Source organism: Burkholderia sp. AU45251 (assembly GCF_030482905.1).
In the GTDB taxonomy this organism is placed as follows: domain Bacteria; phylum Pseudomonadota; class Gammaproteobacteria; order Burkholderiales; family Burkholderiaceae; genus Burkholderia; species Burkholderia aenigmatica.
The window spans coordinates 89,452-114,079 of the sequence record NZ_JAUJQH010000021.1; the positions used below are offsets into that span (position 1 = coordinate 89,452).

27 protein-coding genes and 1 tRNA gene are annotated in these 24,628 nt (G+C 67.7%); 12 read left to right on the forward strand and 16 right to left on the reverse strand.

From position 1 onward, the window contains the following. Positions 1-59: 59 nt before the first annotated feature. From QZM67_RS30220 to QZM67_RS30230, 3 genes are read right to left on the reverse strand one after another with little or no spacing between them, the layout of a single operon-like run. A complete protein-coding gene (locus QZM67_RS30220) occupies positions 60-818 on the reverse strand; it encodes a DUF2486 family protein (RefSeq protein WP_301808918.1) in 759 nt (252 codons plus the stop codon). 25 nt (positions 819-843) lie between these two features. Next, entirely contained in the window at positions 844-1,260 is a 417-nt protein-coding gene (locus QZM67_RS30225) for a DNA polymerase III subunit chi (RefSeq protein WP_043189863.1), read from the reverse strand. A gap of 34 nt (positions 1,261-1,294) precedes the next feature. Beyond that, positions 1,295-2,806 (reverse strand): leucyl aminopeptidase, encoded by a 1,512-nt coding sequence (locus tag QZM67_RS30230; RefSeq protein WP_175022489.1) that lies wholly within the window; start codon positions 2,804-2,806, stop codon positions 1,295-1,297. Positions 2,807-2,928: 122 nt separating this feature from the next. On the opposite strand from QZM67_RS30230, the gene lptF reads away from it, so the two are divergent. The 3 genes from lptF to QZM67_RS30245 are packed head-to-tail and all read left to right on the forward strand — an operon-like array spanning position 2,929 to position 5,583. Further along, positions 2,929-4,020 carry an LPS export ABC transporter permease LptF gene (gene lptF, locus QZM67_RS30235; RefSeq protein WP_043189868.1) on the forward strand — a complete coding sequence of 364 codons (1,092 nt, stop codon included), beginning with the start codon at positions 2,929-2,931 and terminating at the stop codon, positions 4,018-4,020. 3 nt (positions 4,021-4,023) lie between these two features. After that, entirely contained in the window at positions 4,024-5,172 is a 1,149-nt protein-coding gene (gene lptG / locus QZM67_RS30240; RefSeq protein ID WP_301808921.1) for an LPS export ABC transporter permease LptG, read from the forward strand. Positions 5,173-5,199: 27 nt separating this feature from the next. Further along, the gene (locus QZM67_RS30245) at positions 5,200-5,583 is read left to right on the forward strand and encodes a sirohydrochlorin chelatase (protein WP_175022491.1); all 384 of its coding nucleotides are present in this window, start codon (positions 5,200-5,202) and stop codon (positions 5,581-5,583) included. Between the two features lie 116 nt (positions 5,584-5,699). Here the strand turns inward: QZM67_RS30245 and cobA are convergent, their stop codons facing one another. The 6 genes from cobA to QZM67_RS30275 form a co-directional block, all read right to left on the reverse strand. Further along, positions 5,700-6,449, reverse strand: coding sequence for a uroporphyrinogen-III C-methyltransferase (cobA, locus tag QZM67_RS30250; RefSeq protein WP_089451128.1), 750 nt, complete (start codon positions 6,447-6,449; stop codon positions 5,700-5,702). Between the two features lie 74 nt (positions 6,450-6,523). Further along, the gene (locus QZM67_RS30255) at positions 6,524-7,840 is read right to left on the reverse strand and encodes a sulfate adenylyltransferase subunit 1 (RefSeq protein WP_174955427.1); all 1,317 of its coding nucleotides are present in this window, start codon (positions 7,838-7,840) and stop codon (positions 6,524-6,526) included. Between the two features lie 22 nt (positions 7,841-7,862). Then, positions 7,863-8,825 (reverse strand): sulfate adenylyltransferase subunit CysD, encoded by a 963-nt coding sequence (gene cysD, locus QZM67_RS30260; RefSeq protein ID WP_175022492.1) that lies wholly within the window; start codon positions 8,823-8,825, stop codon positions 7,863-7,865. A gap of 76 nt (positions 8,826-8,901) precedes the next feature. After that, a complete protein-coding gene (locus QZM67_RS30265; RefSeq protein ID WP_175022493.1) occupies positions 8,902-9,648 on the reverse strand; it encodes a phosphoadenylyl-sulfate reductase in 747 nt (248 codons plus the stop codon). Then, the gene (locus QZM67_RS30270; protein ID WP_301808929.1) at positions 9,645-10,202 is read right to left on the reverse strand and encodes a DUF934 domain-containing protein; all 558 of its coding nucleotides are present in this window, start codon (positions 10,200-10,202) and stop codon (positions 9,645-9,647) included. Before QZM67_RS30270 ends, QZM67_RS30265 begins: the two co-directional genes overlap by 4 nt. Positions 10,203-10,227: 25 nt before the next feature. Further along, positions 10,228-11,907 carry a nitrite/sulfite reductase gene (locus tag QZM67_RS30275; protein ID WP_043189889.1) on the reverse strand — a complete coding sequence of 560 codons (1,680 nt, stop codon included), beginning with the start codon at positions 11,905-11,907 and terminating at the stop codon, positions 10,228-10,230. Positions 11,908-12,121: 214 nt separating this feature from the next. Here QZM67_RS30275 and QZM67_RS30280 point away from each other — a divergent pair, with 214 nt between their 5' ends. The 4 genes from QZM67_RS30280 (at position 12,122) to QZM67_RS30295 (ending at position 14,801) form a co-directional block, all read left to right on the forward strand. Then, complete coding sequence (locus tag QZM67_RS30280; RefSeq protein ID WP_014896306.1) at positions 12,122-13,063, forward strand: CysB family HTH-type transcriptional regulator; 942 nt, start codon at positions 12,122-12,124, stop codon at positions 13,061-13,063. A gap of 64 nt (positions 13,064-13,127) precedes the next feature. Next, positions 13,128-14,303 carry an ABC transporter substrate-binding protein gene (locus QZM67_RS30285; RefSeq protein ID WP_301808930.1) on the forward strand — a complete coding sequence of 392 codons (1,176 nt, stop codon included), beginning with the start codon at positions 13,128-13,130 and terminating at the stop codon, positions 14,301-14,303. Between the two features lie 96 nt (positions 14,304-14,399). Continuing rightward, positions 14,400-14,484, forward strand: a tRNA-Leu gene (locus tag QZM67_RS30290). A gap of 149 nt (positions 14,485-14,633) precedes the next feature. Beyond that, positions 14,634-14,801, forward strand: coding sequence for a hypothetical protein (locus QZM67_RS30295; protein WP_175011537.1), 168 nt, complete (start codon positions 14,634-14,636; stop codon positions 14,799-14,801). 40 nt (positions 14,802-14,841) lie between these two features. Here QZM67_RS30295 and QZM67_RS30300 read toward each other — a convergent pair whose 3' ends face one another. After that, a complete protein-coding gene (locus tag QZM67_RS30300) occupies positions 14,842-15,744 on the reverse strand; it encodes a LysR family transcriptional regulator (RefSeq protein ID WP_301808936.1) in 903 nt (300 codons plus the stop codon). 117 nt (positions 15,745-15,861) lie between these two features. Between QZM67_RS30300 and QZM67_RS30305 the strand changes: the two genes are divergently transcribed. Together QZM67_RS30305 and QZM67_RS30310 are read left to right on the forward strand one after the other, a co-directional pair. Next, entirely contained in the window at positions 15,862-16,599 is a 738-nt protein-coding gene (locus tag QZM67_RS30305; protein WP_301808938.1) for an SDR family oxidoreductase, read from the forward strand. A 40-nt stretch (positions 16,600-16,639) separates the two neighbouring features. Then, the gene (locus QZM67_RS30310; RefSeq protein ID WP_301808940.1) at positions 16,640-17,539 is read left to right on the forward strand and encodes an SDR family oxidoreductase; all 900 of its coding nucleotides are present in this window, start codon (positions 16,640-16,642) and stop codon (positions 17,537-17,539) included. A 30-nt stretch (positions 17,540-17,569) separates the two neighbouring features. Here QZM67_RS30310 and QZM67_RS30315 read toward each other — a convergent pair whose 3' ends face one another. Further along, entirely contained in the window at positions 17,570-18,460 is an 891-nt protein-coding gene (locus QZM67_RS30315) for an alpha/beta fold hydrolase (RefSeq protein ID WP_301808943.1), read from the reverse strand. 106 nt (positions 18,461-18,566) lie between these two features. On the opposite strand from QZM67_RS30315, the gene QZM67_RS30320 reads away from it, so the two are divergent. Then, entirely contained in the window at positions 18,567-19,463 is an 897-nt protein-coding gene (locus QZM67_RS30320; RefSeq protein ID WP_301808945.1) for a LysR family transcriptional regulator, read from the forward strand. Between the two features lie 40 nt (positions 19,464-19,503). Here the strand turns inward: QZM67_RS30320 and QZM67_RS30325 are convergent, their stop codons facing one another. From QZM67_RS30325 to copC, 4 genes are all read right to left on the reverse strand, one after another. Beyond that, positions 19,504-20,424: a LysR family transcriptional regulator gene (locus QZM67_RS30325; protein ID WP_175024821.1), complete on the reverse strand. Its 921-nt coding sequence runs from the start codon at positions 20,422-20,424 to the stop codon at positions 19,504-19,506. A gap of 166 nt (positions 20,425-20,590) precedes the next feature. Beyond that, positions 20,591-21,364, reverse strand: coding sequence for an SDR family oxidoreductase (locus QZM67_RS30330; protein WP_039368119.1), 774 nt, complete (start codon positions 21,362-21,364; stop codon positions 20,591-20,593). Positions 21,365-21,543: 179 nt separating this feature from the next. Beyond that, positions 21,544-22,044, reverse strand: coding sequence for a DinB family protein (locus QZM67_RS30335; RefSeq protein WP_175024823.1), 501 nt, complete (start codon positions 22,042-22,044; stop codon positions 21,544-21,546). A gap of 63 nt (positions 22,045-22,107) precedes the next feature. Then, on the reverse strand, positions 22,108-22,482 hold the full coding sequence (copC, locus tag QZM67_RS30340) for a copper homeostasis periplasmic binding protein CopC (protein WP_301808953.1): 375 nt from the start codon (positions 22,480-22,482) through the stop codon (positions 22,108-22,110). Positions 22,483-22,596: 114 nt separating this feature from the next. Between copC and QZM67_RS30345 the strand changes: the two genes are divergently transcribed. Together QZM67_RS30345 and QZM67_RS30350 are read left to right on the forward strand one after the other, a co-directional pair. Beyond that, positions 22,597-23,313 carry a pseudouridine synthase gene (locus QZM67_RS30345; RefSeq protein WP_301808956.1) on the forward strand — a complete coding sequence of 239 codons (717 nt, stop codon included), beginning with the start codon at positions 22,597-22,599 and terminating at the stop codon, positions 23,311-23,313. A 108-nt stretch (positions 23,314-23,421) separates the two neighbouring features. After that, entirely contained in the window at positions 23,422-23,607 is a 186-nt protein-coding gene (locus tag QZM67_RS30350; RefSeq protein WP_043189927.1) for a hypothetical protein, read from the forward strand. On the opposite strand, the gene QZM67_RS30355 is transcribed toward QZM67_RS30350, so the two are convergent. Continuing rightward, a complete protein-coding gene (locus QZM67_RS30355) occupies positions 23,590-24,627 on the reverse strand; it encodes an NAD-dependent epimerase/dehydratase family protein (RefSeq protein WP_301808959.1) in 1,038 nt (345 codons plus the stop codon). The genes QZM67_RS30350 and QZM67_RS30355 overlap by 18 nt on opposite strands. Position 24,628 lies beyond the last annotated feature (1 nt).

Genomic DNA, 24,628 nt, shown 5'->3' on the forward strand with positions numbered 1-24,628 from the left:
GCAGCGTTACCGGCTCTTACTGGAACCGCACTCCGTTTTTGGCCGGAATGGCCGCGCGCTCAACCGGCATGGCCGGTACGACGGCGCGCGATCTCTTCGTCGACAGCGTCACGAACCCAGTCCATCACCTCGCTTTCCAGCGCCAACGCCACTTCGCGCGTGATCTGGCCGACCAGCCAGGCCGAATGCTCATGCAGCGCGTCGCGACAGCGGGCTTCGATGGCATCGCGCCCTTCCCCGGTCAGATAGTTCGTCAGGCGATTGCGCAGGCGCTCGGCGATGTGCTGCGCATCTTCCGCCGTCAGCCCGGCGGCTGCCTGCGCGTCGGGCTGCGGCGCGGCGGCCGGTACGACGGCCTCCGGCAGGTGCGCTTCACGCGCGTGCCCGATCGCGTCGTGCGCCACCGCGGCGAACGCGTGTTGCGGCGCATCGTCGGCCAGCGACGAGCGCAGCGGCGCACTCATTGCCGCCGAGTCTTCGGCGACCACGTGCTCCGCGGCGCCAGGTTCGGCCGGCGCATCGGTCTCGCCCATCGCCGCCGCAGCAGCCATCGCCACGCCGCCCGGCAGTTCGACCGCCGGCACGTGCGGCGTCGGCACGGGTTCGACCACGACGGAATCGGGGTCAAGTGCACTTTGCATGGAATCGGCCGGCGCCGCACCCGCGGTGTGCGGTGCGACCACGTCGGTGAGCACCGGCATCGCCGCACCGGCATGCGGCTGAGATGGGTCGAGCGCGGGCGAGCGCGCCGGCACCGGCTTGCCCGGCACCAACACGTCGGTCAGCGTCGGGATCGAGGATGAATCGGCTTCTGTCACGGGAACACTCCGTCGACGGTTGCGGCTAGCCGCCCTGCTTGTAGTTGTTCAGCGCGTAGCCGCGATCGCGGTAGAACCGGTAGCGGTCGCGGCCCGCGGCGAGCTCGTCCGGCGCATTGCCGACCACTTCGAGCAGGCGCTCGAAGCGTGCGAACTGCGCGGGCACGGCCGCGCCGAGGTTCAGCAGCACGTGATGATGCGGTGCGCGGTCGAGATCCGCGGCCAGCACGATCGGCGTGCCGGCTGCGTGCTCGCTGTCGACACCGCAATGCGGGATGAAATCGAGCGGCGAAAACGTCCAGAGCCGCTCGTCGAGCGCGCGCAAGCGCGCGGGCTCGGCGAGCACGACGACCGGCTGCCCGGCCAGGTAGGCCTTGCGCAGCAGCCGGCACGCGTACGCGAGCGAATCGCCGACGTTCGAGTGGAAATCGATCCGCGTCATTGCCCGCGTACCCGCAGCGTCGTCAACACCGCCATCACTGGCCGGCGCGGTCGATCAGGAACTGCGCGAGCAGCGGCACCGGACGGCCCGTCGCGCCCTTCGCTGCACCACCCTTCCAGGCGGTACCCGCGATGTCGAGGTGGGCCCACGGATAGCTGTCGGTGAAGCGCGACAGGAAGCACGCGGCCGTCACGGCGCCGGCCGGGCGCCCGCCGATGTTCGCGAGATCCGCGAAGTTCGACTTCAGCTGATCCTGGTACTCGTCGTCGAGCGGCATGCGCCACGCCGGATCGTTTGCCTCGCGCGATGCGTCGAGCAGTTCGCCCGCAAGCGCGTCGTCGGTCGAGAACAGGCCGCTGTTGTGGCCGCCCAGCGCGATTACGCATGCGCCCGTCAGCGTGGCAACGTCGATCACCGCAGCCGGCTTGAAGCGCTCGGCGTACGTGAGCGCGTCGCACAAGATCAGACGGCCTTCGGCGTCGGTGTTCAGCACCTCGATCGTCAGGCCCTTCATGCTGGTGACGATGTCGCCCGGCTTCGTCGCGTTGCCGCCCGGCATGTTCTCGCAGGTCGGCACGATCGCGACGACGTTGATCTTCAGGCCCATCTCGGCGACCGCGCGCATCGTGCCGAGCACGGAGCCCGCACCGCACATGTCGTACTTCATCTCGTCCATGCCCTCGCCCGGCTTCAGCGAGATGCCGCCCGTGTCGAACGTGATGCCCTTGCCGACCAGCACGACCGGCGCGGCCTTCGCGGCGGCGCCCTGGTAGTGCAGGACGATGAACTGCGGCGGCTCGACCGACGCGCGCGCGACCGACAGGAACGAGCCCATCTTCAGCGCCTGGATCTGCTTGAGCCCGAGCACTTCCGCCTTCAGGCCCCAATCCTTCGCGATCTTCTTCGCGGTGTTGCCGAGGTAGGTCGGCGTGCAGACGTTGCCCGGCAGGTTGCCCAGGTCGCGGGTGAGATCCATCCCGTTCGCGAGCGCGACGGCCTGCTTGACCGCGACCTTCGCAGCCTTTTCGTCGGACGGATCGACGCTGAACACGACGCGCTTGAGCGTGTGCGGCGCCGGTTCCGGCTTGCTCTTCATCTGCGTGAAGCGGTAGGTCTCGTTGCGCAGCGCGAGAATCGCCGCGCGCACGCCCCAGTCGGAGCTGCGCTCGTCGACCGGCAGTTGCGCGAGCGTGAACGTGACCTGGACGACCTTGGTCGCCAGCAGCGCGCGCCATGCGGCCGTCACGGCATCGTTATAGGCTTTCTGATTGAAAGCATCCTGCTTGCCGAGGCCGACGAGCAGCACGCGCGACGCGCCGATGCCCGACACTTCGTGCAGGAACAGCGTCTTGCCGCGCTTGCCGTCCATGTCGCCGGCCTTCACCACGCGCGAAATCAGCCCCTTGGTGGCCGTGTCGATGTCGAGCGCCGCGCCCGAAAGGGTCTGCGCCTCGAAGATGCCGAGCACGATGCAGTCGGACTTCCCGGTCAGGAACCCCTTGGCCTCGCCTTTGCTCCAATCACAGCCTTTTATGCTAAAGTCCATCGCGCTTGTCCTCGGATAAAATCTGGGCTAAGGATGAAAGCCGCAATTATCCGCTATTTTTCCCGTGGCGGCGCGAGCGCCGCACCACGCGTGCGCAGCCTCCCGCCCTCTTCTCATCAAGAATGATCTTCGAACGCTCCCTCCAGCGCGAGCTTGCGTATACGGCTGGCGCCGTGTTCATGGTGCTGCTCACGATCATGCTCACGACGATGATGATCCGCATCGTCGGCTACGCCGCGTCCGGTGAAATCGATCCGCGGGACGTCCTCGTGCTGATCGGCCTCACCGTGATCGGCTACCTCGCCGTGATGCTCGTCGTCACACTGTTCGTGTCGATCCTGTTCGTGCTGACCCGGTGGTACCGGGACTCCGAAATGGTCGTGTGGCTCGCGTCGGGCGTGAGCCTCACGCGCCTCATCAAGCCGATCGGCGTGTTCGCCACGCCGATCGTGCTGCTGATCGCCTTCTTCGCGTTCGTCGGCTGGCCGTGGTCGAACCAGCAGAGCAAGATGATCAAGGCGCGCTTCCAGCAGCGCGACGAGATCTCGCTGCTCGCGCCGGGCCAGTTCCGCGAGTCGGCCGCGAACCACCGCGTGTTCTTCATCGAGAAGATGACGCCCGACCAGAGCAAGGTGCAGAACGTGTTCGTGACCTCGACCGAGAACGGCAAGGTCAACGTGGTCGTGTCGCAGACGGGGCACACGGAAACGCGCGACGGCAGCCGCTTCGTCGTCCTGGAAGACGGCCGCCGCTACGACGGCACGCCCGGCCAGCCGAACTTCAAGATCATGGAGTTCGAGCGCTACGGCGTGAAGATCACGAGCACCCCGGTCACCAACGTGCCGAGCACCAACAGCACGCCGACGCCGGACCTGCTGCGCAACCCGACGAACGACAACCTCGCGGAATTCGCGTGGCGCGCGGGGCTTCCGCTGATCGCGATCAACCTGATGGTGCTCGGCATTCCGCTGTCGTACCAGAACCCGCGCCGCAGCCGCACGATCAACCTCGTGATGGCGGTGCTGATCTACCTCACGTACTCGAACTTGCTGAACGTCGTGCAGGCGCAGATCGAGCAGGGCAAGATGTCGTTCGGCGTCGGCCTGGTCGGCCTGCATCTGGTCGTCGCGGTGATCGTCGCGTTCATCTTCTGGTTGCGCGTGCGCAATCGTCCGCTGTTTACACGCGCGCTGTTCGGCCGCTCGGGAGCATGATCGATGCGGCTCTATGAAAAGTACTTCGCGCGACAGATCTACATCACGTTCGTCTTCATCCTGTTCGCGTTCTCGGGCCTGTTCTTCTTCTTCGACCTGATCAGCGAACTGAATTCGGTCGGGCACGGCAACTACAAGTTCGGCTACGCGGTGCTGCGCGTCGCGCTGCAGACGCCGTCGCGCTTCTACGAGATCATCCCGGTCGCCGCGCTGATCAGCGCGATCTACGTGTTCGCGCAGATGGCCGCGAACTCGGAATTCACGATCTTCCGCGTGTCGGGCCTCGCGACCAATCAGGCGTTGCGCTCGCTGCTGAAGATCGGCATCCCGCTCGTGATCCTCACCTACCTGATCGGCGAATTCGTCGGCCCGTACGCCGACCAGCTGTCCGAACGCGTGCGGCTGCAGGCGCTCGGCGCGTCGGTGTCGTCGAACTTCCAGTCGGGCGTGTGGGTGAAGGACACGCTCGCGGCCCGCGAGAACGGCGAGCAGGTCACGCGCTTCGTCAACGTCGGCAGCCTGTCGCCCGACTCGACGATCAGCAACGTGCGCATCTACGAATTCGATTCGAAATTCCAGCTGCGGAACGTGCGGATCGCGCAAACGGGCCGCTACGAGCCGCCCGGCCACTGGCTGCTGAAGGGCGTCACGGAAACGGAACTCACGCCGATCAAGCCGATCAGCGGCCAGCCGACCGACGCGCTGAACCCCGTGTACCGGTCGCAGCAGGTGTCGCTGCCCGAATACCGGCTGCGTTCGGACCTGACGCCGCAAATCCTGTCGGTGCTGCTCGTGTCGCCGGAACGCATGTCGCTCATCAACCTGTTCCGCTACATCCAGCACTTGCGCGAGAACCAGCAGGACACGCAGCGCTACGACATCGCACTGTGGCGCAAGCTGCTGTATCCGTTCGCGGTGTTCGTGATGCTCGTGCTGTCGCTGCCGTTCGCGTACCTGCACACGCGCGCGGGTGTGGTCGGCGTGAAGGTGTTCGGCGGCATCATGCTCGGCATGAGCTTCCAGCTCCTCAATACGCTGTTCTCGCACATCGGCACGCTGAACACCTGGCCCGCGCCACTGACGGCCGCCACGCCAGGCCTCATCTATCTCGCGCTCGGGCTGTTCTCGCTCAAGTGGGTCGACCGGCACTGAGTGCCGCGTCGCGACGGAGGCTTCGACATGAGTTCGCACGGCATCGTCCTGTTCGGCCACGGCGCCCGCGACCCGCGCTGGGCCGAGCCGTTCGAGCGGCTCGCCGCGCGGCTGCGCGGCGCCCCCTCCCCCACTGCGCACGTGTCGCTCGCGTTCCTCGAACTGATGACGCCGTCGCTCGGTGACGCGGTCGCCGCGCAGGTCGCGGCCGGCTGCACGCACATCACCGTGGTGCCCGTGTTCTTCGGCCAGGGCGGCCATGTCCGCCGCGACCTGCCACAGCTCGTCGACGCCTGCCGCGCCGCGCACCCCGGCGTCGAGATCCGCTGCGCGACGGCCGTCGGCGAAGACGACGGTGTGCTCGACGCGATCGCGCGCTACTGCATCGACCAGGTCGGCGACGACGCCTGAACGAAGCATCGGCGGCCTCAAATGAAAAAAGCGCTGGCAGAAGCCAGCGCTTTTTTTCGGACTGCGTCAGTCACCGGAACGGCGGCGTGCGAGGCATCGCCACGCGCCGTTCCCGCTCAGGCGGCATCGCGCAACGCGCTACCCTCTTTTGCCTGCGCGGCGCGCTCCGCGAACGCATCGCCGATCATCAGCAGGCTCGGTTCGGCCGGATCGAGCCACGCCTGCGCGTCGCCCGCCGCCATCTGCGCGAGCGTCAGCGTCAACGTGCGCTCGCGCGCGGTGCTGCACGCCTCCACGATCGCCACCGGCGTCGCCGGCGCACGGCCGGCGTCGATCAGCTCCTGCGCGATGCCGGGCGCGCTGTCGCGGCCCATGTAGTAGACGATCGAATCGGCGCGTGCGGCTTCGCGAATCTCGTCGCTGCCCGGTGCGCGGCTGTGCGTCGCGAATGCCACGCTGCGCGACACGCCGCGCAACGTCAGCGAACGCTTCAGCGTCGCCGCGCCGGCCAGCGCCGCGGTGATGCCCGGCACGACCTCGTAGTCGATACCGGCTGCTTCCAGCGCGCGCATTTCCTCTTCCGCGCGACCGAACAGCATCGGGTCGCCGCCCTTCAGCCGCACGACGCACGCGTGCTCGCGTGCCGCATCGACGATCTGCTTGTTGATGAAGTGCTGCGCGGTCGAGCGCTGCCCACAGCGCTTGCCGACCGCAATGCGGCGCGCGTTCGGCGCGTAGTCGAGCATCGCGGGCTCGACGAGCGCGTCGTGCAGCACGACGTCCGCCTGCGCGAGCAGCCGCGCGCCACGCACCGTGATGAGGTCGGCTGCGCCCGGCCCTGCTCCGATCAGATACACCTTGCCCATATTTGTCGCTTCGCTTGGTCCCTGCGGACGACGGCGTCCGGCCCGCGCCGCCATGAGGCGGCGCGGCTCGCCGGTTATGCCGAGAATGCCCGGATCATGCCTGCGGCGACCGTGTGGTGCGTCGCCTCGTCGATCAGCACGAACGCACCGGTACCCGGGTGCGCGTCGTACGTGTCGCAAACGATCGGCTTCTGCAGCGTCAGCGCGACGCGGCCGATGTCGTTCATCTTCAGCTCGTGACGGTCGGTCGCGTGCGACAGCGTGTGCACGTCGAGCACCTGCTTGACGCCGCCAATCTTCGCGAACACCGTGCTGGTGGTCTGCTTCAGCAGGTACTTGCGCTGCGGCGACAGCGGCGTCTCGTCGAACCAGCACAGATCGGCTTCGAGCTTCTTCGCCGGTTCGACCGGCTCGCCGGACGTGACGAACATGTCGCCGCGCGACACGTCGACGTCTTCCGCGAGGCGGATCGTCACGGTCTGGCCCGCGAACGCGTGCGGGACGGACGCGGTGCCGCCCGGCACCGGCGCGACGATCTCGGCGATCGTGGCCGTGCGGTTCGACGGCAGCACGACGATCTCGTCGCCGACCTTCACTTCGCCCGACTCGAGACGACCCATATAGCCGCGGAAATCGTCGGCCGAGCTGCCGTCCTGGCGCGCGACCCACTGCACCGGGAAGCGCAGCGCGTCATGCGCCTGCGTCTCGACCGGCAGCGATTCGAGCACGTCGAGCAGCGGTTCGCCCGCGTACCACGGCATGCGCTCGCTCGCGCCGACGATGTTGTCGCCCTTCAGCGCCGACACCGGCACGAAGCGCACGTCGCTCAGGCCGAGTTGCTTCGCCAGCGTGACGTAGGCGTCGCGGATCTCGTTGAAGCGCGCTTCGCTGTAGTCGACGAGGTCCATCTTGTTGATCGCGACGATCACGTGCTGCAGCGCGAGCAGCTTGACGATCGCGCTGTGGCGCTTGGTCTGCGGCAGCAGGTCAGCCACACCGTTCTCGATCGTCACGCGCGTCGCGTCGATCAGGATGATCGCCGCGTGCGCGGTCGACGCGCCCGTCACCATGTTGCGCGTGTACTGCTCGTGGCCCGGCGTGTCGGCGATGATGAACTTGCGCTTCGCGGTCGCGAAGTAGCGGTACGCGACGTCGATCGTGATGCCCTGCTCGCGCTCGGCTTCCAGACCGTCGGTCAGCAGCGCGAGGTCGAGCTCGTCGCCGACCGTGCGCTTGTTCTTCGCACGCGACAGCGCGGACAGCTGGTCGGACAGCACGGCCTTGCTGTCGTACAGCAGGCGGCCGATCAGCGTGCTCTTGCCGTCGTCGACGCTGCCTGCGGTGATGAAGCGCAGCACGCCGAGGTCTTCGTTGTTCTCGATGATGCTCATGATGTGAATGTCCTCGTGTGCTTCAGAAATAACCTTGCTTCTTGCGCTGTTCCATCGCTGCTTCGGATGCCTGGTCGTCCATCCGGGTCGCGCCGCGCTCGGTGATCTCGGTCACCGCCGTCTCGGCGATGATCTTCTCGACGTCGTCCGCGTCGCTCTCGACCGGGCACGTGCAGGAAATGTCGCCGACCGTGCGGAAACGCACCTGCGCAAGCTCGCTCGTCTCGCCGTCACGCATCGGCGTGAGCGGCGTGACGGGCACGAGCAGCCCGTTGCGGCGCACGATCTCGCGCGGGTGCGCGTAATAGATCGACGGCAGTTCGAGGTTCTCGCGTGCGATGTACTGCCACACGTCGAGCTCGGTCCAGTTCGAGATCGGGAACACGCGCAGGTGCTCGCCCTTGTGCAGACGGGCGTTGTACAGGCTCCACAGCTCCGGGCGCTGCGCCTTCGGATCCCACTGGCCGAATTCGTCGCGGAACGAGAAGATGCGTTCCTTCGCCCGCGCCTTCTCTTCGTCGCGGCGCGCGCCGCCGATCAGCGCCGTGTAGCCGTGCTGCTCGATCGTCTCGAGCAGCGTGACGGCCTGCGCGGCATTGCGCGAATCGGTTTCGCGGCGCAGCACGACCGTGCCGCGCTTGATCGAATCCTCGACGTGCCCGACGACCAGCTCGGCGCCCAGCTCCTGCGCGCGGCGATCGCGGAAGTCGATCACTTCTTCGTAGTTGTGGCCCGTGTCGATGTGCACGAGCGGGAACGGCAGCGTCGTCTTGCGGTTCGCGCCGAGGCCGAATGCTTTCAGCGCCAGATGCAGCACGACGACCGAATCCTTGCCGCCCGAGAACAACAGCGCCGGCTTGCTGCATTCGGCGACCAGTTCGCGCAGGATGTGGATCGACTCGGCTTCGAGCCAGTCGAGGTGGCCCATGCGGTTGTCGGCACCGGTGGGCGGGGCAAAGGCGGATTGCTCGAGCGTCGTGCTCATGATTTCAGTCCTTCTCTTCTGGGTTCGTGCCGCCCGCTGTCGCGGGCGGCGCAATATTCAGTTTCTTGTCAGGCTTTCAGTGCGTGGCGCCGGTAACGGCTTCCGCGGGAATCGGCGTGATCGTCGTGATGTGCAGCCCGCATTCCTTCGTATCGCGCGACTCCCACCACCAGCGGCCCGCGCGGCTGTCCTCGCCGGGACGGATCGCCCGCGTACACGGCTCGCAGCCGATGCTCGGGTAGCCGCGCGCATGCAGCGGATTCACCGGCACGTCAAACGCCTTGAGGTACGCCCACACGTCGGCTTCCGTCCAGTCGGCGAGCGGGTTGTACTTCGCGATCCCGCGTGCATCGTCCTGCTCTTCCTCGTGCAGCTCCGCGCGCGTGACCGACTGCTCGCGGCGCTGGCCCGTGACCCACGCACCGACGTCCGACAGCGCGCGGTTCAGCGGCTCGACCTTGCGGATGTGGCAGCACGACTTGCGCAGCTCGACGCTCTCGTAGAACGCGTTCAGGCCGTGCTCGGCAACGTACTGGTCGACCGCGTCCTGCTGCGGATGGAACTGCTCGATCTCGTAGCCGTAGCGCTCGCGCACACGGTCGATCATACCGAGCGTTTCCGCGTGCAGGCGGCCCGTATTCAGCGAAAAGATGCCGATCGACACGCCCTTCGACAGGATCGCATGCGTGAGCAGCATATCTTCCGCCGCGAGGCTGCTCGCGAACTTCACCTTCTCGTGACGGGCACCGATCTGCGCGAGCAGCGCGTCGAGGCGCTCGACCTTCGCGGCGAGTTCCGGCGTCAGCGCGGTAGCGGTGCTCATGCGCTCACCTTCGCTTCGCGCGCCGCTACGTCAGCCGCCGCGGCGCGGCGGCGGAACAGCGGTTCGGGCTGGTCGAACGCACCCTGGTAACGCTGCGTGAATTCCGTGAACGCATTCAGCGCGTCGTGGATGTCCTTGTCGGCGCGCACCGCGTATGCGTCGAAGCCGCAACGCGACATGTACAGCAGCTGGTCGCGCAGCACGTCGCCGATCGCGCGCAGCTCGCCCGTCCAGCCGTGGCGCTCGCGCAGCAGGCGCGCGATGCTGTAGCCGCGGCCGTCCGCGAAGCGCGGGAAATCGACCGCGACCAGCGAAATCGCGCCGAAATCGGCCACGAGATCGGCCGGCTCGCTGTCCGGTGCGAGCCACACGCCGAGCTCGTCCTTCGTCTTCGCGGCGACGAGCGCCGCGCGCTCGGCCTGCCACAACGCGAACGGCACCAGCACCTTGCCGGCCGGCAATGCGTCGACCGCGGGCAGTGCACCGTCTTCCGCCGCGCGCACGACCTGCCATGCATCGTCGATCACTGCGCGGTTCTTGATAATCGAAGCCATCTGCTAGTTCCTTCTACCCGGTTGGTTACGCGTTCACTGCCTGGCGCGCCGCATACACGCGCTCCTTGAACGGCGCGATGCCGATACGGTCGTACGTGTCGACGAAGCGCTCGCCGTCGATGCGCGATTCGACGAACGTGTCGATCAGCTTCGCGATCACGTCGGGCACTTCTTCCGCCGAGAACGACGGCCCGATCACGCGGCCGAGGCGCGCGCCGTTCTGGCCCGTGCCCTGCTCGCCGCCGAGCGACACCTGGTACCACTCGGCGCCGTCCTTGTCGACGCCGAGGATGCCGATGTTGCCGACATGGTGGTGACCGCACGAGTTCATGCAACCGGAAATGTTCAGCGACAGGTCGCCGAGGTCGTACACATAGTCGAGATCGTCGAAGCGCTGCTGGATCCCCAGCGCGATCGGGATCGACTTCGCGTTCGCGAGCGAGCAGAAGTCGCCGCCCGGGCACGCGATGATGTCGGTCAGGAGGCCGATGTTCGGCGTCGCGAAACCGGCGGCCTTCGCCTTTTCCCACACCGCGAACAGGTCGCGCTTCTTCACGTTCGCGAGGATCAGGTTCTGCTCGTGCGACACGCGCAGCTCGCCGAACGAGTACGCGTCGGCCCAGTCGGCCACCTGTTCCATCTGCTTGTCGGTCGCGTCGCCCGGCGCCGCGCGATGATCCTTCAGCGACAGCGTGACGGCCGCGTAGCCGGCCACCTTGTGCGGCGCGACGTTACGCTCGACCCAGCGCGCGAACGCCTTGTTCTCGAGCAGATGCTGTTCGAACGATGCGTCGGTGTCGGCCAGCTTCTCGTAGGCCGGCGGCTGGAAGTACTGCGACACGCGATCGACTTCCGCCTGCGTGAGCGTCGACGGGCCGTCCTTCAGGTGCTGCCACTCTTCCTCGACCTGCTGCGCGAACTTCGCGGGCGACAGCGCCTTCACGAGGATCTTGATGCGCGCCTTGTACAGGTTGTCGCGGCGGCCGTAGCGGTTGTACACGCGCAGCACGGCTTCGCAGTAGGTCAGCAGGTGCTGCCACGGCAGGTCTTCCTTGATCACCGCGCCGATGATCGGCGTCCGGCCGAGGCCGCCGCCCGCGAGGATGCTCGCGACCACTTCGCCCTGCGCATTCTTCTTCAGGTACACGCCGAGGTCGTGGATCTGCACGGCCGCGCGGTCGTCCTTCGAGCCCGACACCGCGATCTTGAACTTGCGCGGCAGCCACAGGAATTCGGGATGGAACGTCGACCACTGGCGCAGGATTTCCGACCACGGACGCGGATCGATCTCCTCGTCCTGCGCGACGCCGGCGAACTGGTCGGCCGTGATGTTGCGGATGCAGTTACCCGACGTCTGGATCGCGTGCATCTGCACCGACGCGAGCTTCGCGAGGATTTCGGGCGTGTCTTCCAGCTCGACCCAGTTGAACTGGATGTTCGAGCGGGTCGAGAAGTGACCGTAGCCGCGGTCGTGTTCGCGGGCGATGCGCGCCAGCATCCGGAGCTGGTCGCTGCGCAGGTTGCCGTACGGAATCGCGATGCGGTGCATGTACGCGTGGCGCTGCATGTACAGGCCGTTCTGCAGGCGCAGCGGACGGAATTCGTCTTCGCTCAACTCGCCCGACAGCCGGCGGCGCACCTGATCGCGGTACTGCGCGACACGCTCGTCGACGATCGTCTGGTCGTATTGGTCGTACTGATACATTCGGGGACCCCAGGGTTTTCGTGGTGACCGCGCGACGTCCTAGCCACGTCGCGCCCGAATCTCCGTTCCGCCGTCACCACCGCCATCCGCTGCCGGGTGGATTGCTAATGACGAAAACAGATATCCATATTTGAAAAACTCCGGTGAATCGTAATAAACTCGCCTTATATTTCAAACGACTAAAAAATTCTGTTGATATGCGGAAGGGTTATAAATGAACCTGCACCAATTTCGCTTCGTGCGCGAGGCCGTCCGGCAGAATTTCAACCTCACCGAGGCCGCGAAGGCGCTCTACACGTCGCAACCGGGGGTATCGAAGGCGATCATCGAGCTCGAGGACGAGCTGGGCGTGGAGATCTTCACACGGCACGGCAAGCGCGTGCGCTCGCTCACCGAGCCGGGCCGGATCATCCTCGCGTCGGTCGAGCGGATCCTCCAGGAGGTTGAAAGCCTTAAAAGGGTCGGGAAAGATTATGCCGCGCAGGATCAGGGCAACCTGACCATCGCCGCGACCCACACGCAGGCCCGCTACTCGCTGCCGGCCGCGATCGCCGAATTCAAGAAGCGCTTCCCGAAGGTGCACCTGTCGATCCTGCAGGGCAGCCCGACGCAGGTCGCCGAGATGGTGATCCACGACCAGGCCGATCTCGCGATCGCGACCGAGGCGATTTCCGACTACAAGGAGCTCGTGTCGCTGCCCTGCTTCCAGTGGCACCACGCGGCCGTCGTGCCGGCCGACCATCCGCTGCTCGAACGCAAGCCGGTCACGCTCGACGATCTCGCGCAGTACCCGCTGATCACGTACGACGACGCATTCGCGGGCCGCAAGAAGATCAACCATGCGTTCGCGCTGCGCGGGCTGTCGCCGGACATCGTGCTCGAGGCGATCGACGCCGACGTGATCAAGACCTACGTCGAACTCGGCCTCGGCGTCGGCATCATGGCCGACATCGCGTTCAACCCGGAGCGCGACCGCAACCTGCGGCTGATCCCGGTCGGCCACCTGTTCGGCAGCAACGTGACGCGCGTCGCGCTCAAGCAGGGCGCCTACCTGCGCAGCTATGTGTATACGTTGGTCGAACTGCTGTCGCCGACGCTGAACCGCAAGCTGATCGAACAGGCGCTCAAGGGCGAATCCGAATCGTACGAACTCTGAGCGGCGTGTATAAACACGGGGGCGCACATCGCGCCCCTTTTTGCTGTTCGACGGAGCATTCCGCATGACGCGTCCCGCCCTGCCACCACTTCCCGCTCTGCTGCGCCGCGCCGCCGGCGTCGCCCTCGCGCTCGCCTGCGTGGCCGCGCAGGCCGACCTGAAGGTCGGCGTCGACCTGTCGTCGACCGGCCCGGCCGCCGCGATCGGCATCACGAGCAAGAACGCGATCCTGATGTGGCCGAAGACGATCGCCGGGCAGCCCGTGCAGGTGACGGTGCTCGACGACGCGTCCGATCCCGGCACCGCGGTGCGCAATATCCGCAAGCTGGTGGACGAGGATCACGTCGACGTCGTGGTCGGCCCGAACATCACCCCGGCCGCGCTCGCCGCGCTCGATGCGGTAGCCACCGGGCAGACGCCGATGATCACGCTGGTCGGCTCCGGCGCGATCGTCGAGCCGCAGGAAGGCGCGCGAACCTGGGCGTTCAAGATGGCGCAGAGCGACAGCGCGATGGCCGACGTGATGACGCGCTATATGGCGAACCACGGCGTGAAGACGGTCGGCTTCATCGGCTTCGCGGACAGCTATGGCGACAGCTGGCTGAACGAGTTCACGCGTTTCGCGGACCTGCGCAAGATCCGCGTCATCGCGACCGAGCGCTTCAACCGCACCGACGCGAGCGTCACGGGCCAGGCGCTGAAGCTGATCGCGGCAAAGCCCGATGCGATCCTGATCGCGGGCTCGGGCACGCCTGCCGTGCTGCCGCAGCGCACGCTGATCGAACGCGGCTACAAGGGCCCGATCTATCAGACGCACGGGATCGCGACGCCGGAATTCATCAAGCTTGGCGGCAAGGACGTCGACGGGACGCTGTTCCCGACCCAGCCGGTGGTCGTCGCACGCACGCTGCCGGCCGATCATCCGGCCCGCAAGGCCGCGCTCGCGTTCGTCGACGCGTACGAGGCGAAGTACGGCGCCGGCACGGTCACGCAGTTCGCGGGCGACGCGGCGGGCGTCTATCCGCGCCTCGCCGACGCGGTCGGCCGCGCGCTGAAGGCCGCGCAGCCCGGCACGCCCGCGTTCCGCGCGGCGCTGCGGCGCGAGCTGGAACGCGCGCACGAGCTCGTCGTGCCGAACGGCGTCGTCAACACGAGCGACAAGGATCATGTGGGGCTCGATCAGCGCGCGAGCGTGATGGGGATCGTCAAACAGGGCTGGTTCGTCTACCTGAGCCAGTGACGTGTGCGGCCGGCAACCGGGCTGCTTGCCCGGCGGCAGGATTTCGGACATAATCCGCGTTTCGCCGCGCACAATCGCATGCGCGGCCAGGATCAAGCCCAGGTGGTGAAATTGGTAGACGCAGGGGACTCAAAATCCCCCGCCGCAAGGCGTGCCGGTTCGATTCCGGCCCTGGGCACCAGCATTCTCGCAGCGCGATGCGCTGCGCCTCCCGAAACCCGCGCAAGCTCGCCGCTTCGCGGGTTTTTTGTTTTTGCCGCATGCACGCGCAACGCGTACCCCCACGCAGCAGTCCAAGCATCATGAGGATGCGCGACACGGAGGCACGCCATGTCCATGCGCACGATTTCATCTCCGCTCTGCCGCCGCGTGCTCGCCGTGGCGCTGTCGCTCATGCTGGCCGGATGCGACGTACTGACCGCGCCACCGGTGCCTGACTGGCCGGGCCCGCACGCGCCTTACCCGTTCCCGGACAGCATTCCGCATCGCACCGAATAAATGCGCGGGACGCCGCGCGCCGCCTCGCCCGCTCGCTCTCTCAGGCCATCAACGCCCGCACGAAGTCGAGAAACACGCGCACCTTCGCCGCAACGAGATTGGACGCGTGGTGATACGCGTAGAGCGGAAACGTCTCGTCCGCCCACGCCGGCAACAGCAGCACCAGCCGCCCGTCGGCAAGGATGTCGCGCGCATAGAGTTCCAGCAGCTGCGCGATCCCGGCGCCGCCCAGGCACGCGCCGAGCAGCATCCCCGTATCGTTGACCGTCAGCCGGCCGGCCGCATCGAACGGCACCACCTCCTCGCCGCGATGGAATTCCCATTCGAACGGCCGCCCCGTCACCGGATCGCGGATCAGCACGCAACGATGCCCATCCGCGAGATCCCGCGGGTGCCGCGGCTCGCCATGACGCGCGACATAGGCCGCCGACGCGCAGGTGAGCACGCGCGTTTCCAGCAGCAACCGCGCACGGTATGAGGACGGTTCCGGAATGCCGAACCGCACCGCCACGTCGAACCCGTCGGCGACGAGGTCGCCCATCCGGTCGCGCACGCTGATCTCGACGGACAGGTCGGGAAAGCGGTCGAGAAACTCCGCCATCTTCGGCGCCAGCACGTAGTGGCCGAAAGTCGCGTCGACATTGACGCGCAACCGCCCCCTGACACGCGCCTTCGACTGGCCGGCGTCGATCGCCGCCTCCTCGATGCCGGCCAGCAGCGGCGCGACCGCCTCATAGAAGCGCCGCCCTTCGTCGGTCAGCGTGATCGCGCGCGCCGTGCGGTTGAAGATCCGGATGCCGACGCGCTCTTCCAGCCGGGCAACGGCGCGGCTCACCGCCGGCTGCGTCAACCCCATCGCCTCGCCGGCGCGCGCGAAGGTGCCGGCCTCGATCACCGCCGAGAGCACGCCGATGCCGCTCAAAAGTCTGCTGTCGAATGCCATGAGACATACTTTCAGTCATTCTTGATCTGATCATTATTCATTATTTTTATTGAATGAGGGCGCCTACATTAGTCCTGTCGCCGGATCGCACGGCACTCACGAACCAAGGAGCAGGACATGAGCACATCGGAACAGGTCGCCCTCGTCACGGGCTCGTCGCGCGGCATCGGTGCGGAAATCGCCCGTCGTCTCGCCCACGACGGTTTCAGGGTCGTCGTGAACTACGCCGGTGGCGCCGGCCCCGCGCAGGAAGTGGTCGACGCGATCGTCGCCGGTGGCGGCACGGCCGTCGCGGTGCAGGCGGACGTCGCCGATCCGGCGGCCGTGGCCGCCCTGTTCGACGCGGCCGAGCAGGCATTCGGCCGGATCGACGTGGTCGTCAACAGCGCGGGCGTGATGAAGCTCGCCCCCCTTGCCGAGTTCGACGACGCAGCGTTCGACCAGACCGTCGCGATCAACCTGAAGGGGGCGTTCAACGTCAGCCGAGAGGCGGCGAAGCGCGTGCGCGACGGCGGCCGCATCGTCAACCTGACATCGAGCGTGATCGGCATGCGCCTGCCGACCTACGGCGTGTACATCGCGACCAAGGCGGCCGTCGAGGGCATGACGCAGGTGCTCGCACAGGAGATGCGCGGCCGCGGCATCAGCGTGAACGCGGTCGCGCCGGGGCCGGTCGCGACCGAGTTGTTCCTGCACGGCAAGAGCGCCGAACTCGTCGACCGGATGGCGAAGATGAACCCGCTGGAGCGGCTCGGCCAGCCCGCGGACATCGCCAGCGTCGTCGCGTTCCTCGCCGGCCCCGACGGCGCATGGGTCAACGGCCAGATCCTGCGCGCGAACGGCGGCATGTGCTGACCGGCCGCCTGCCGCGCCTGCCTCTTACCGGAGATCGATCATGAAGGAAGTCATCCTCGTCACGGGCGCGTCCAGCGGCTTCGGCCTGCTGACCGCCCAGGCACTCGCCCGCGCCGGCCATACCGTGTACGCGTCGATGCGCGAAAGCACCGGCCGCAACGCGCCACGCGTCGCCGCCGTCGCCGCCTACGCGCAGGAACACGGCGTCGACCTGCGCACCGTCGAGCTCGATGTCGGTGACGACGCGTCCGTCGGTGCCGCCATCGATCGTGTGATCGCGGACACCAGCCGCCTCGACGTCATCGTCCACAATGCCGGCCACATGGTGTTCGGCCCGGCCGAAGCGTTCACGCCCGAGCAGATCGCCCAGCTCTACGACATCAACGTCGTGTCGACCCAGCGCGTCAACCGCGCGGCGCTGCCGCACCTGCGCCGCCAGGGCCGCGGCCTGCTCGTCTGGGTGTCGTCGTCGTCCGCGCGCGGCGGTACGCCGCCGTTCCTCGCCCCCTACTTCGCCGCGAAGGCCGCGATGGATTCGCTCGCGGTGTCCTATGCGGCCGAACTCGCCCGCTGGGGTATCGAGACGTCGATCGTCGTGCCGGGCGCCTTCACCCAGGGCACGAATCACTTCGCCCACGCAGGCAAGCCAGCCGACGCAGCCGTTCAGGCCGCCTACGTCGACGGCCCCTACGCGGGCGTCGCCGAGCAGGCACTGCAGGGCCTCGCCGCGCTCGAACCGGCGGACGCCGATGCCGGCACCGTCGCGACGGCGATTGCCGACATCGTCGCCGCGCCAGCCGGCAAGCGCCCGTACCGCGTGTTCGTCGATCCGTCGCAGGATGGCGCGGAGGAAGTGTTCCGCGTCGGCGACCGCATCCGCCGCGAGATGTTCAGGAACATCGGCCTCGCCGACCTGCTCGCGGCCCGCGTCGCCGGCTGATCCGCGGCGCGCCGGACACGCCGGCGCGCATCAAGCTTGCTCGCAGAACCCGAGGATCGCGTCGGCGACCGCCGCCGGCGCCTCACGCTGCGGAAAGTGGCCGACGCCGTCCAGCACCTGCCGGGCGTAGCGCCCCGCAAAGCATCGCTCGCGTCCGGCCGAACTGTCCGGATGATTGCAGGTGTCCGCGCCGCCATGCAGCACGAGCGTCGGCACCGCCAGCACCGGCGCGGGATTCAGACGCGCATCGTCGTCGGCATAGACCGGCGTGCCCGGTGCGAATCCCCAACGATGCCGGTACGAATGCAGGACGACGTCGATCCAGTCGGGCCCGTCGAATGCAGCGGCGGCCGCGTCGAAGTCGTTGTCGAGATACCAGCCCGGCGGCGACCAGGTGTCCCACATCAAGCGGGCAAACGCGCGGCGATCGTCGCGCAACGCCTGCTCGCCGCGCGGCGTCGCCATGAACCAGTGATACCAGTAGTTGCGCGCCTGCTGCAGCGACAGCGGCTGTCCCGGATCGTTGGTGCCGTACCCGACCGACAGCATCACGAGATGCGATGCGGCGGCGTCGCGCAGCCCGCACGCGTTCGCGGCCGCCCGCGCGCCCCAGTCGTGCCCGACCAGCACGGGCCGCTCGATGCCAAGCACATCGACGAAGTCGAGCAGGTCGCGTCCGAGCGCCGCGAGCTGGCCGCTGCGCGGTACGGATGCGTCGCGAAAGCGGGTCGGCGCAAAACCGCGCAGCGCGGGCGCGAGCACGCGATAGCCGCGCGCGGCGAGCGCCGCCGCCACCGCGTCCCAGCCGACCGGGCTGTCCGGCCAGCCATGCAGCAGCACGGCCACGCGTTCGCCGTGCGGGTTCCATTCGAGATAGGCAATGTCGAGCGACGCGGTCGTCGCATGCGCATAGGTCGTCATCGTGTACTCCGTTGGGTCGATCCGAGTGCACGATGGTAGGCAGTTCTTTCATCACGATTCACGGAGTATCATCGTTTATTCTTCGAGTATCACGTTGAATTGATCCATGGAACCGCTGACCGATCCCGCGTCGACCTCGCTCGACATCACGCTGTTGCGCACCTTCCTCGAAGTCGTCGACAGCCGCGGCTTCGCGCCGGCCGCGGAGCGCCTCGCGCTGACGCCGTCCGCGGTCAGCGGCCACATCAAGCGGCTCGAGCAGGCGGCCGGCACGGTGCTGCTCGCGCGCACGACCCGCCGCATCGCGCTCACACCGGCCGGCGACACGCTGTACGCATACGCGCGCAACATCGTCGACATGGAGCGCGAAGTGCGCGCGAGGCTGCGCGGCGCGCCGGCGCACGGGCCGCTGCGAGTCGGCGCGTCCGAAGATTTCGCGGGCGCGTGGCTGCCGCATGTGCTGCGCACGTTTCGCGACCGCCACCCGCGCACGTCGATCGAGCTGAAGGTCGGCATCACCGCATCGTTGCTGCGCGAGCAGACGCTTGGCCGGCTCGACGTCGTGTTCGGCAAGCAGTGCCGGCAGGTCGACACGCCGGGTGAACTGCTTTGGGAAGAACCCCTCGTGTGGGCGTTCGCGTCGGATTGCACGCTCGACGCAGGCGGCGACGTGCCGCTCGCGCTGTTTCCGCAGCCGTGCGTCTATCGGGAAGCCGCCGTCGCGGCACTCGCCGCCGCGCTGCGGCCGTTCCGCGTGCTGTTCGAGAGCAGCAGCATGGCCGGCTGCGTGTCGGCCGCGCTCGCGGGCTTCGCGGTCACCGCGCTGGCGCGCAGCCAGCTGCGCGAAGGCCTGCGCGAATGCGGGCCGCAGGATGGTCTGCCGGCACTACCGGCCGCACGCTTCTACGCGTTCGCGGCGAAACCGGATGGCGCCGGCGCGGCATTGATCGACGTGGTGCGGGAAACCGGGCGCAGCCGGCAGTTCGCGGCGCCGCCCGGCTGAAACAGGTGCGACGGCGCGTGACGCTAACCGGCCGCGCCGGTCAGTCGCCCTCCCCGCCCTTCGTCAGCGCGCTCGCCATCAGTTCTCCGAACCACTCGATGAACGCATTGAGCCGGCGCGAACGATGGCGCCGGTGCGGATATACGGCCGACACATCCATCGGCGCAGCGCGGTGGCCGGGCATCACGTCGACGAGTGCGCCGCTGTCGAGCAGATGCGCGACGTCGAAGCGCGGAATCTGGATCAGCCCCATCCCCGCGATGCAGCTGGCGATATAGGTTTCGGCGTTGTTGACGATCACGCGGCTCGGCAGCGCGAGTGTGTGCCGCTGGCCATCCGCGCAGTATTCCCAGTCGAGCTCGCGCCCGGTCGTCGGCGACGCATAACCGATCGCCCAGTGTCCGTGCGCGAGCGCATCCGGATGCTCGGGCACGCCGCATTCGCGCAGGTAGTCGGGGCTCGCGCAGTTGATCAGCGTGAACTGTCCGAGCGGCCGCACGACGAGGCTGCTGTCCGCGAGCCGCCCGACGCGGATCGCGCAGTCGACGCCCTCCTGGACCAGATCGATTGAACGATCCGTCGAGCCGAGCGCCAGTTGCAGCTTCGGGTAGCGGCGAAACAGCGACGGCAGCGCGGGCGCCACCATGCGGCGCGCAATCCGGCTCGGCACGTCGACGTTCAGCCGGCCGATCACGTCGCGGTCGCGGCGGCGGAACAGGCGGTCGAGTTCGTCGGCCTCCGCGAGCAGGCGCCGGCCGCGTTCGAGCAGCAGCGCACCGTCGGCAGTCAGCTGCACCTGGCGCGTCGTGCGATGCAGGAGGCGCGTGCCGAGCCCCGTCTCGAGCTGCTGGACGGCCGCCGACACGGTCGCGCGCGGCACGTCGAGCGCATGCGCGGCCTTGATGAAGCTGCCCATCTCGGCAACCTGCAGGAAGATTCTGACCTGATCCAGCTTGTCCATCGGCGGGGAACGTAAGTTCGGACGATCGTCGCCGCCGGCCGTCGCACGTCGCGGCAAGGTCCGGCGGTACAGAAAAAATGGGCGCGCAGCCGCGAGGCCGCGCGCCCGTCCATTGTCCACGCAAACGCGCCATTGCGGTGCGCTGCGCGGCCCGTTGCCGGGTCGGTTACTTGGTCGTATAGCCGCCGTTGATCAGGATCGTCTGACCCGTGATCCACCAGCCGTCGGTGACGAGATGGCGGATGAACGGCACGACGTCCTCGATGTCGGTGAGGCCCGTCTTGCTGAACGGCGACAGCGCGGCCGCCGTCTTGTGATACGCGACCGCATCGGCGCCCTCGGCCGGGTAGAAGAACGGCGTGTCCATCGGGCCCGGCCCGACGGCCGTTACCGAGATCCCGCGCGCCCCGTATTCCTTCGACGCCGCGCGCGTGAAATGCTCGACCGGCGCCTTCGACCCTTCGTACGCCGCATAGAACGGCGTGAACGCGCCGAGCAGCGACGTCACGAGCGTGACGAGCTTGCCGTGATCCTCGAGGTGCCGCCCCGCTTCCTTGATGAAGAAGAACGCCGACTTGCTGTTGACCGCGAACATCTCGTCGTACTCGGCCTCGCTGATCTCGGTGAACGGCTTCTTCAGCACCTTGCCGACCGTGTTGATCGCGATGTCGATCTTGCCGAAGCGCTGCTTCGCGTCGTCGAACAGCTTCTCGACCGCGGCGGCCGTCGTCAGGTCGCCCTGGAACGTGGCGGCTTCCGCGCCGGCCGCGCGCACCGCGGCGGCCGTCTCTTCGGCCTGCGCCTGCGATGCGGCGCTGTTGTAATGAATCGCCACCGCCTTCGCGCCGTGGCTCGCCAGATCCCGCGCGATCAAGCCACCGAGATTCTTTGCGCCGCCTGCGATCAGGACGACCTTGTCTGCGAGCGTATGAGTTGCCACGGTTGACTCCTTTTCTCGTTGAACGAAGCTTGGAGTGTAGGCACGCGCGACGCGCCGGTCAGCCGGCCGCGGCTGGATGGATTATCCAGAAAAGCGATCCAATCGCATCGGCACAGTGCAGCCTGCCGCACCGACAACCGCGCCGGAATCCGGGCTCGATTCCACGCAAGGCGGCCGGCTCAGCGCGCGTACAGCGCCGCGTCGATCTTGCCGAGCAGCCACTGCATGCCGGCCAGATGCTGCTGATCGTGGCTGCACAGGTAGTGGACGAGCCCGCGCACGGTCAGCGAACCGTAGCCGTCGAACTCCCCGGTGCGCGCGAGCTGTTCCGGCGTGAGGCGCGACACGAGGTCCAGCGTCTCGCGCCGTGCTTCGCGGATCGCCGCGAGCACGTCGGACGCATACGCGTCGTTGTAGCGGCGCTCGATCGCGAGCGCGTCGCCATCGATCGACACGAGCAGCGGCCGATCCTCGTCGAGCATCCGCCGCAGCCGCACGTGATAGCCGTCGATCTCGATGTCACGCACGTGGCAGAGCTGCCCGAGCGGCGAAAAGTGCTCGCTCGGGATCCCGGCCCAGTCGTCGGGCGTCCAGCGCGCATAGCCGTCGGGGACGGCCGCGAAATGGGCTTCGAGCAGACGGGGGAAATCGGCGAGTGCATCGAGCGTCGTCGGATTCATGCGGGACTCCCAGTCGGATAGAGGCGGCGGCAGCCCTGGCACGGGCCTGCCGCCGCCGTTGCGTCACTTCACGCTGAAGCCGTACGCGCCCTGCGTGCGGTGTCCGTCGGTCGCGACGGCCACCCATTTCACCGTATAGGTGCCGGTGCCAACCGCCGTGAGCGGCACCGTCATCCGCTTGCGGTTCGACGCGTCGATACGCGCACGGCCGTCCGACACCGTCTTGCCGTCATCGGCGACGACGACGATCGAGCTGAACGCCGGCTCCAGCGGCTCGGTGAAGTCGATCGTGACGGCGGCCGGTGCGGCATCCACCGTCGCGCCCGCCGCCGGGTCGCTCTTCGCGAGGTGCGCGTGCGCGAACGCGGCCGACGAAACGGTCGCGGCGAGAATGAAGGCAGCAGCCTTGCGGCCGAACGGGTACGAAGCGAAAGGCATGGACTTTCCGTGAAGAATGAACGGGCGCCGCGCCCCGCGCGGCGTACCGGCAGCTTACCAGCGCATGCGCGTTCCTGCCGGTCGCGCGCCGCCGCTTGATAGAATGCGCGCGCTATGGATCTCGAAAGCATTCTCTACACTCAGGGCTTCGGCTCGCGCCGCCAGTGCCGCGGCCTGATCGAAGCGGGCCGCGTCACCGTGGCGGGCGCCAGCGCGACCGATCCCGACGCCGCGTTCGATACCGACGGCCTCGTGTTCTCGGTCGACGATACTGCGTGGCCGTTCCACGCGCTCGCGTATCTCGCGCTCAACAAGCCGGCCGGCTACGAGTGTTCGCGCGATCCGCAACACCACGCGAGTGTGTTCAGCCTGCTGCCCGCGCCGCTCATCGCGCGCGGCGTGCAGTGCGTCGGACGCCTCGACCAGGACACGACGGGCCTGCTGTTGCTGTCCGACGACGGCCAGTTCGTGCACGCGTACACGTCGCCGAAGCGCAAGGTGCCGAAGACCTACGTGGCGACCGTGCGCCACCCGCTCGACGACACGCAGTTGAACACGCTGCGCACCGGCGTGCTGCTTCACGGCGAGCCGAAGCCGATCGCGGCGGTCGCAGCCGACGCGCGCGACACGCACGCACTCGCGCTGACCGTCCTCGAAGGCAAGTATCACCAGGTCAAGCGCATGGTCGCGGCGGCGAGCAATCGCGTCGAAGCGCTGCATCGCGAAAGCATCGGCGGTTTCGCGCTGCCGGACGATCTCGCACCGGGCGCGTGGCGCTGGCTCAATGACGCCGACCTTTCAGCATTACGCAATCCGGTCAAAACCCTGTAAGGGAAAATCCGCACGACCGTTCGACGCCCGGCCGCATCTCGGCCGCATGTTCCCCCGCTATACTGAAATCACAAGCTGTAAGAGAACAGCGATGCAGGGGGAGACATCATGAACAGCCATAGTTTCGAACTGTCGTACGTGATGATCGCGTTCGCGGTCATCGGTGTCATCGTGATCGGCGGGCTGCTGGCCGCGATGCACATGAAGCACAAATATCATCCGAACCTGATTGGCGCGCTGATCGGCGCGCTACTGTGCTTCCTGCTGATCGAGGCGTTACCGGCGCTCACCTGACGCGCTGCCCGGCGCAAGCGTTTGAAGGAAATCGTCTACGGTCGGATAGCGCAACGTCACGCACAATTCGGCCTTGAGCCGTGCGTTGGACAGGCGCCGCGACTCGCGCATGAACGACAGCAGCGTCGGTTCGAGCTGACGCTCGGCATCCGCGCGGCTGACGCGTGGCGGCTTCGGCAAGCCGAGCACCTGCGCGACCCGGTCGAAATACTCCCCCATCCGCAGTTCGCTGTCGTCCGACGCATGCACGGCGCGCGCCGGCTTGCCGCGTTCGGCCGCACGGCGCAGGATCGCCGCGAGATCGTCCGCGTGGATGTGGTTCGTGTAGACGTCGTCGGCCGGCTCGAGCGCCGGCGTGCCGCGCTCGAGCCGCGCGACCGGCAGACGGTTCGCCGCGTAGATGCCCGGAATGCGCACGATGCGCGCGGACAGCACGCCGCGCACCGTCGCCGCGCGCAGTTGCCGCTCGGCCGACACGCGCCGGAATGCCCGCGGATTCGCGGGGCGCAGCGGATGCGTTTCGTCGATGCGTGCGCCGCCGCAGTCGCCGTAAACGCCCGTCGTACTGGCGTAGACGAGCCTCGGCGCACGAAGACCGTCGGGTACAATACGCGCTGCCCGAACGGGCGCACCGGCCTGTCGGGCAGCGGTTCGCAGCGTTCGGAGCCGGCCGACCGCCGGTGCCGACGGCACCGGTGGCCGTCGCGCAGGCACGGTCGTTGCGGCGATCAGCGCACGTGTGCGCCGATCGTCGCGGCCGTCGGACTGCGGCGGCGCGAGATGCAGGATCGTGCGGGCCAGACCCGCGAGGCGGCCGAGCGTCGCGCGGCGATCGAGGTCGCCGACGATCGGCGTCGCGCCCGCAGCGCGCAGTTCGTCGCGGCGGGCCGGGTGGCTCGTCAGCGCGAAGATCCGCAGGTTGCGGTGCGTGTCGCGCCATTGCGCGACGCAGCGCATGCCGACGTCGCCGCAGCCGACGATCAGTGCGCGCGGCCGGCGCAGGATTCGAGTCGCGATCATG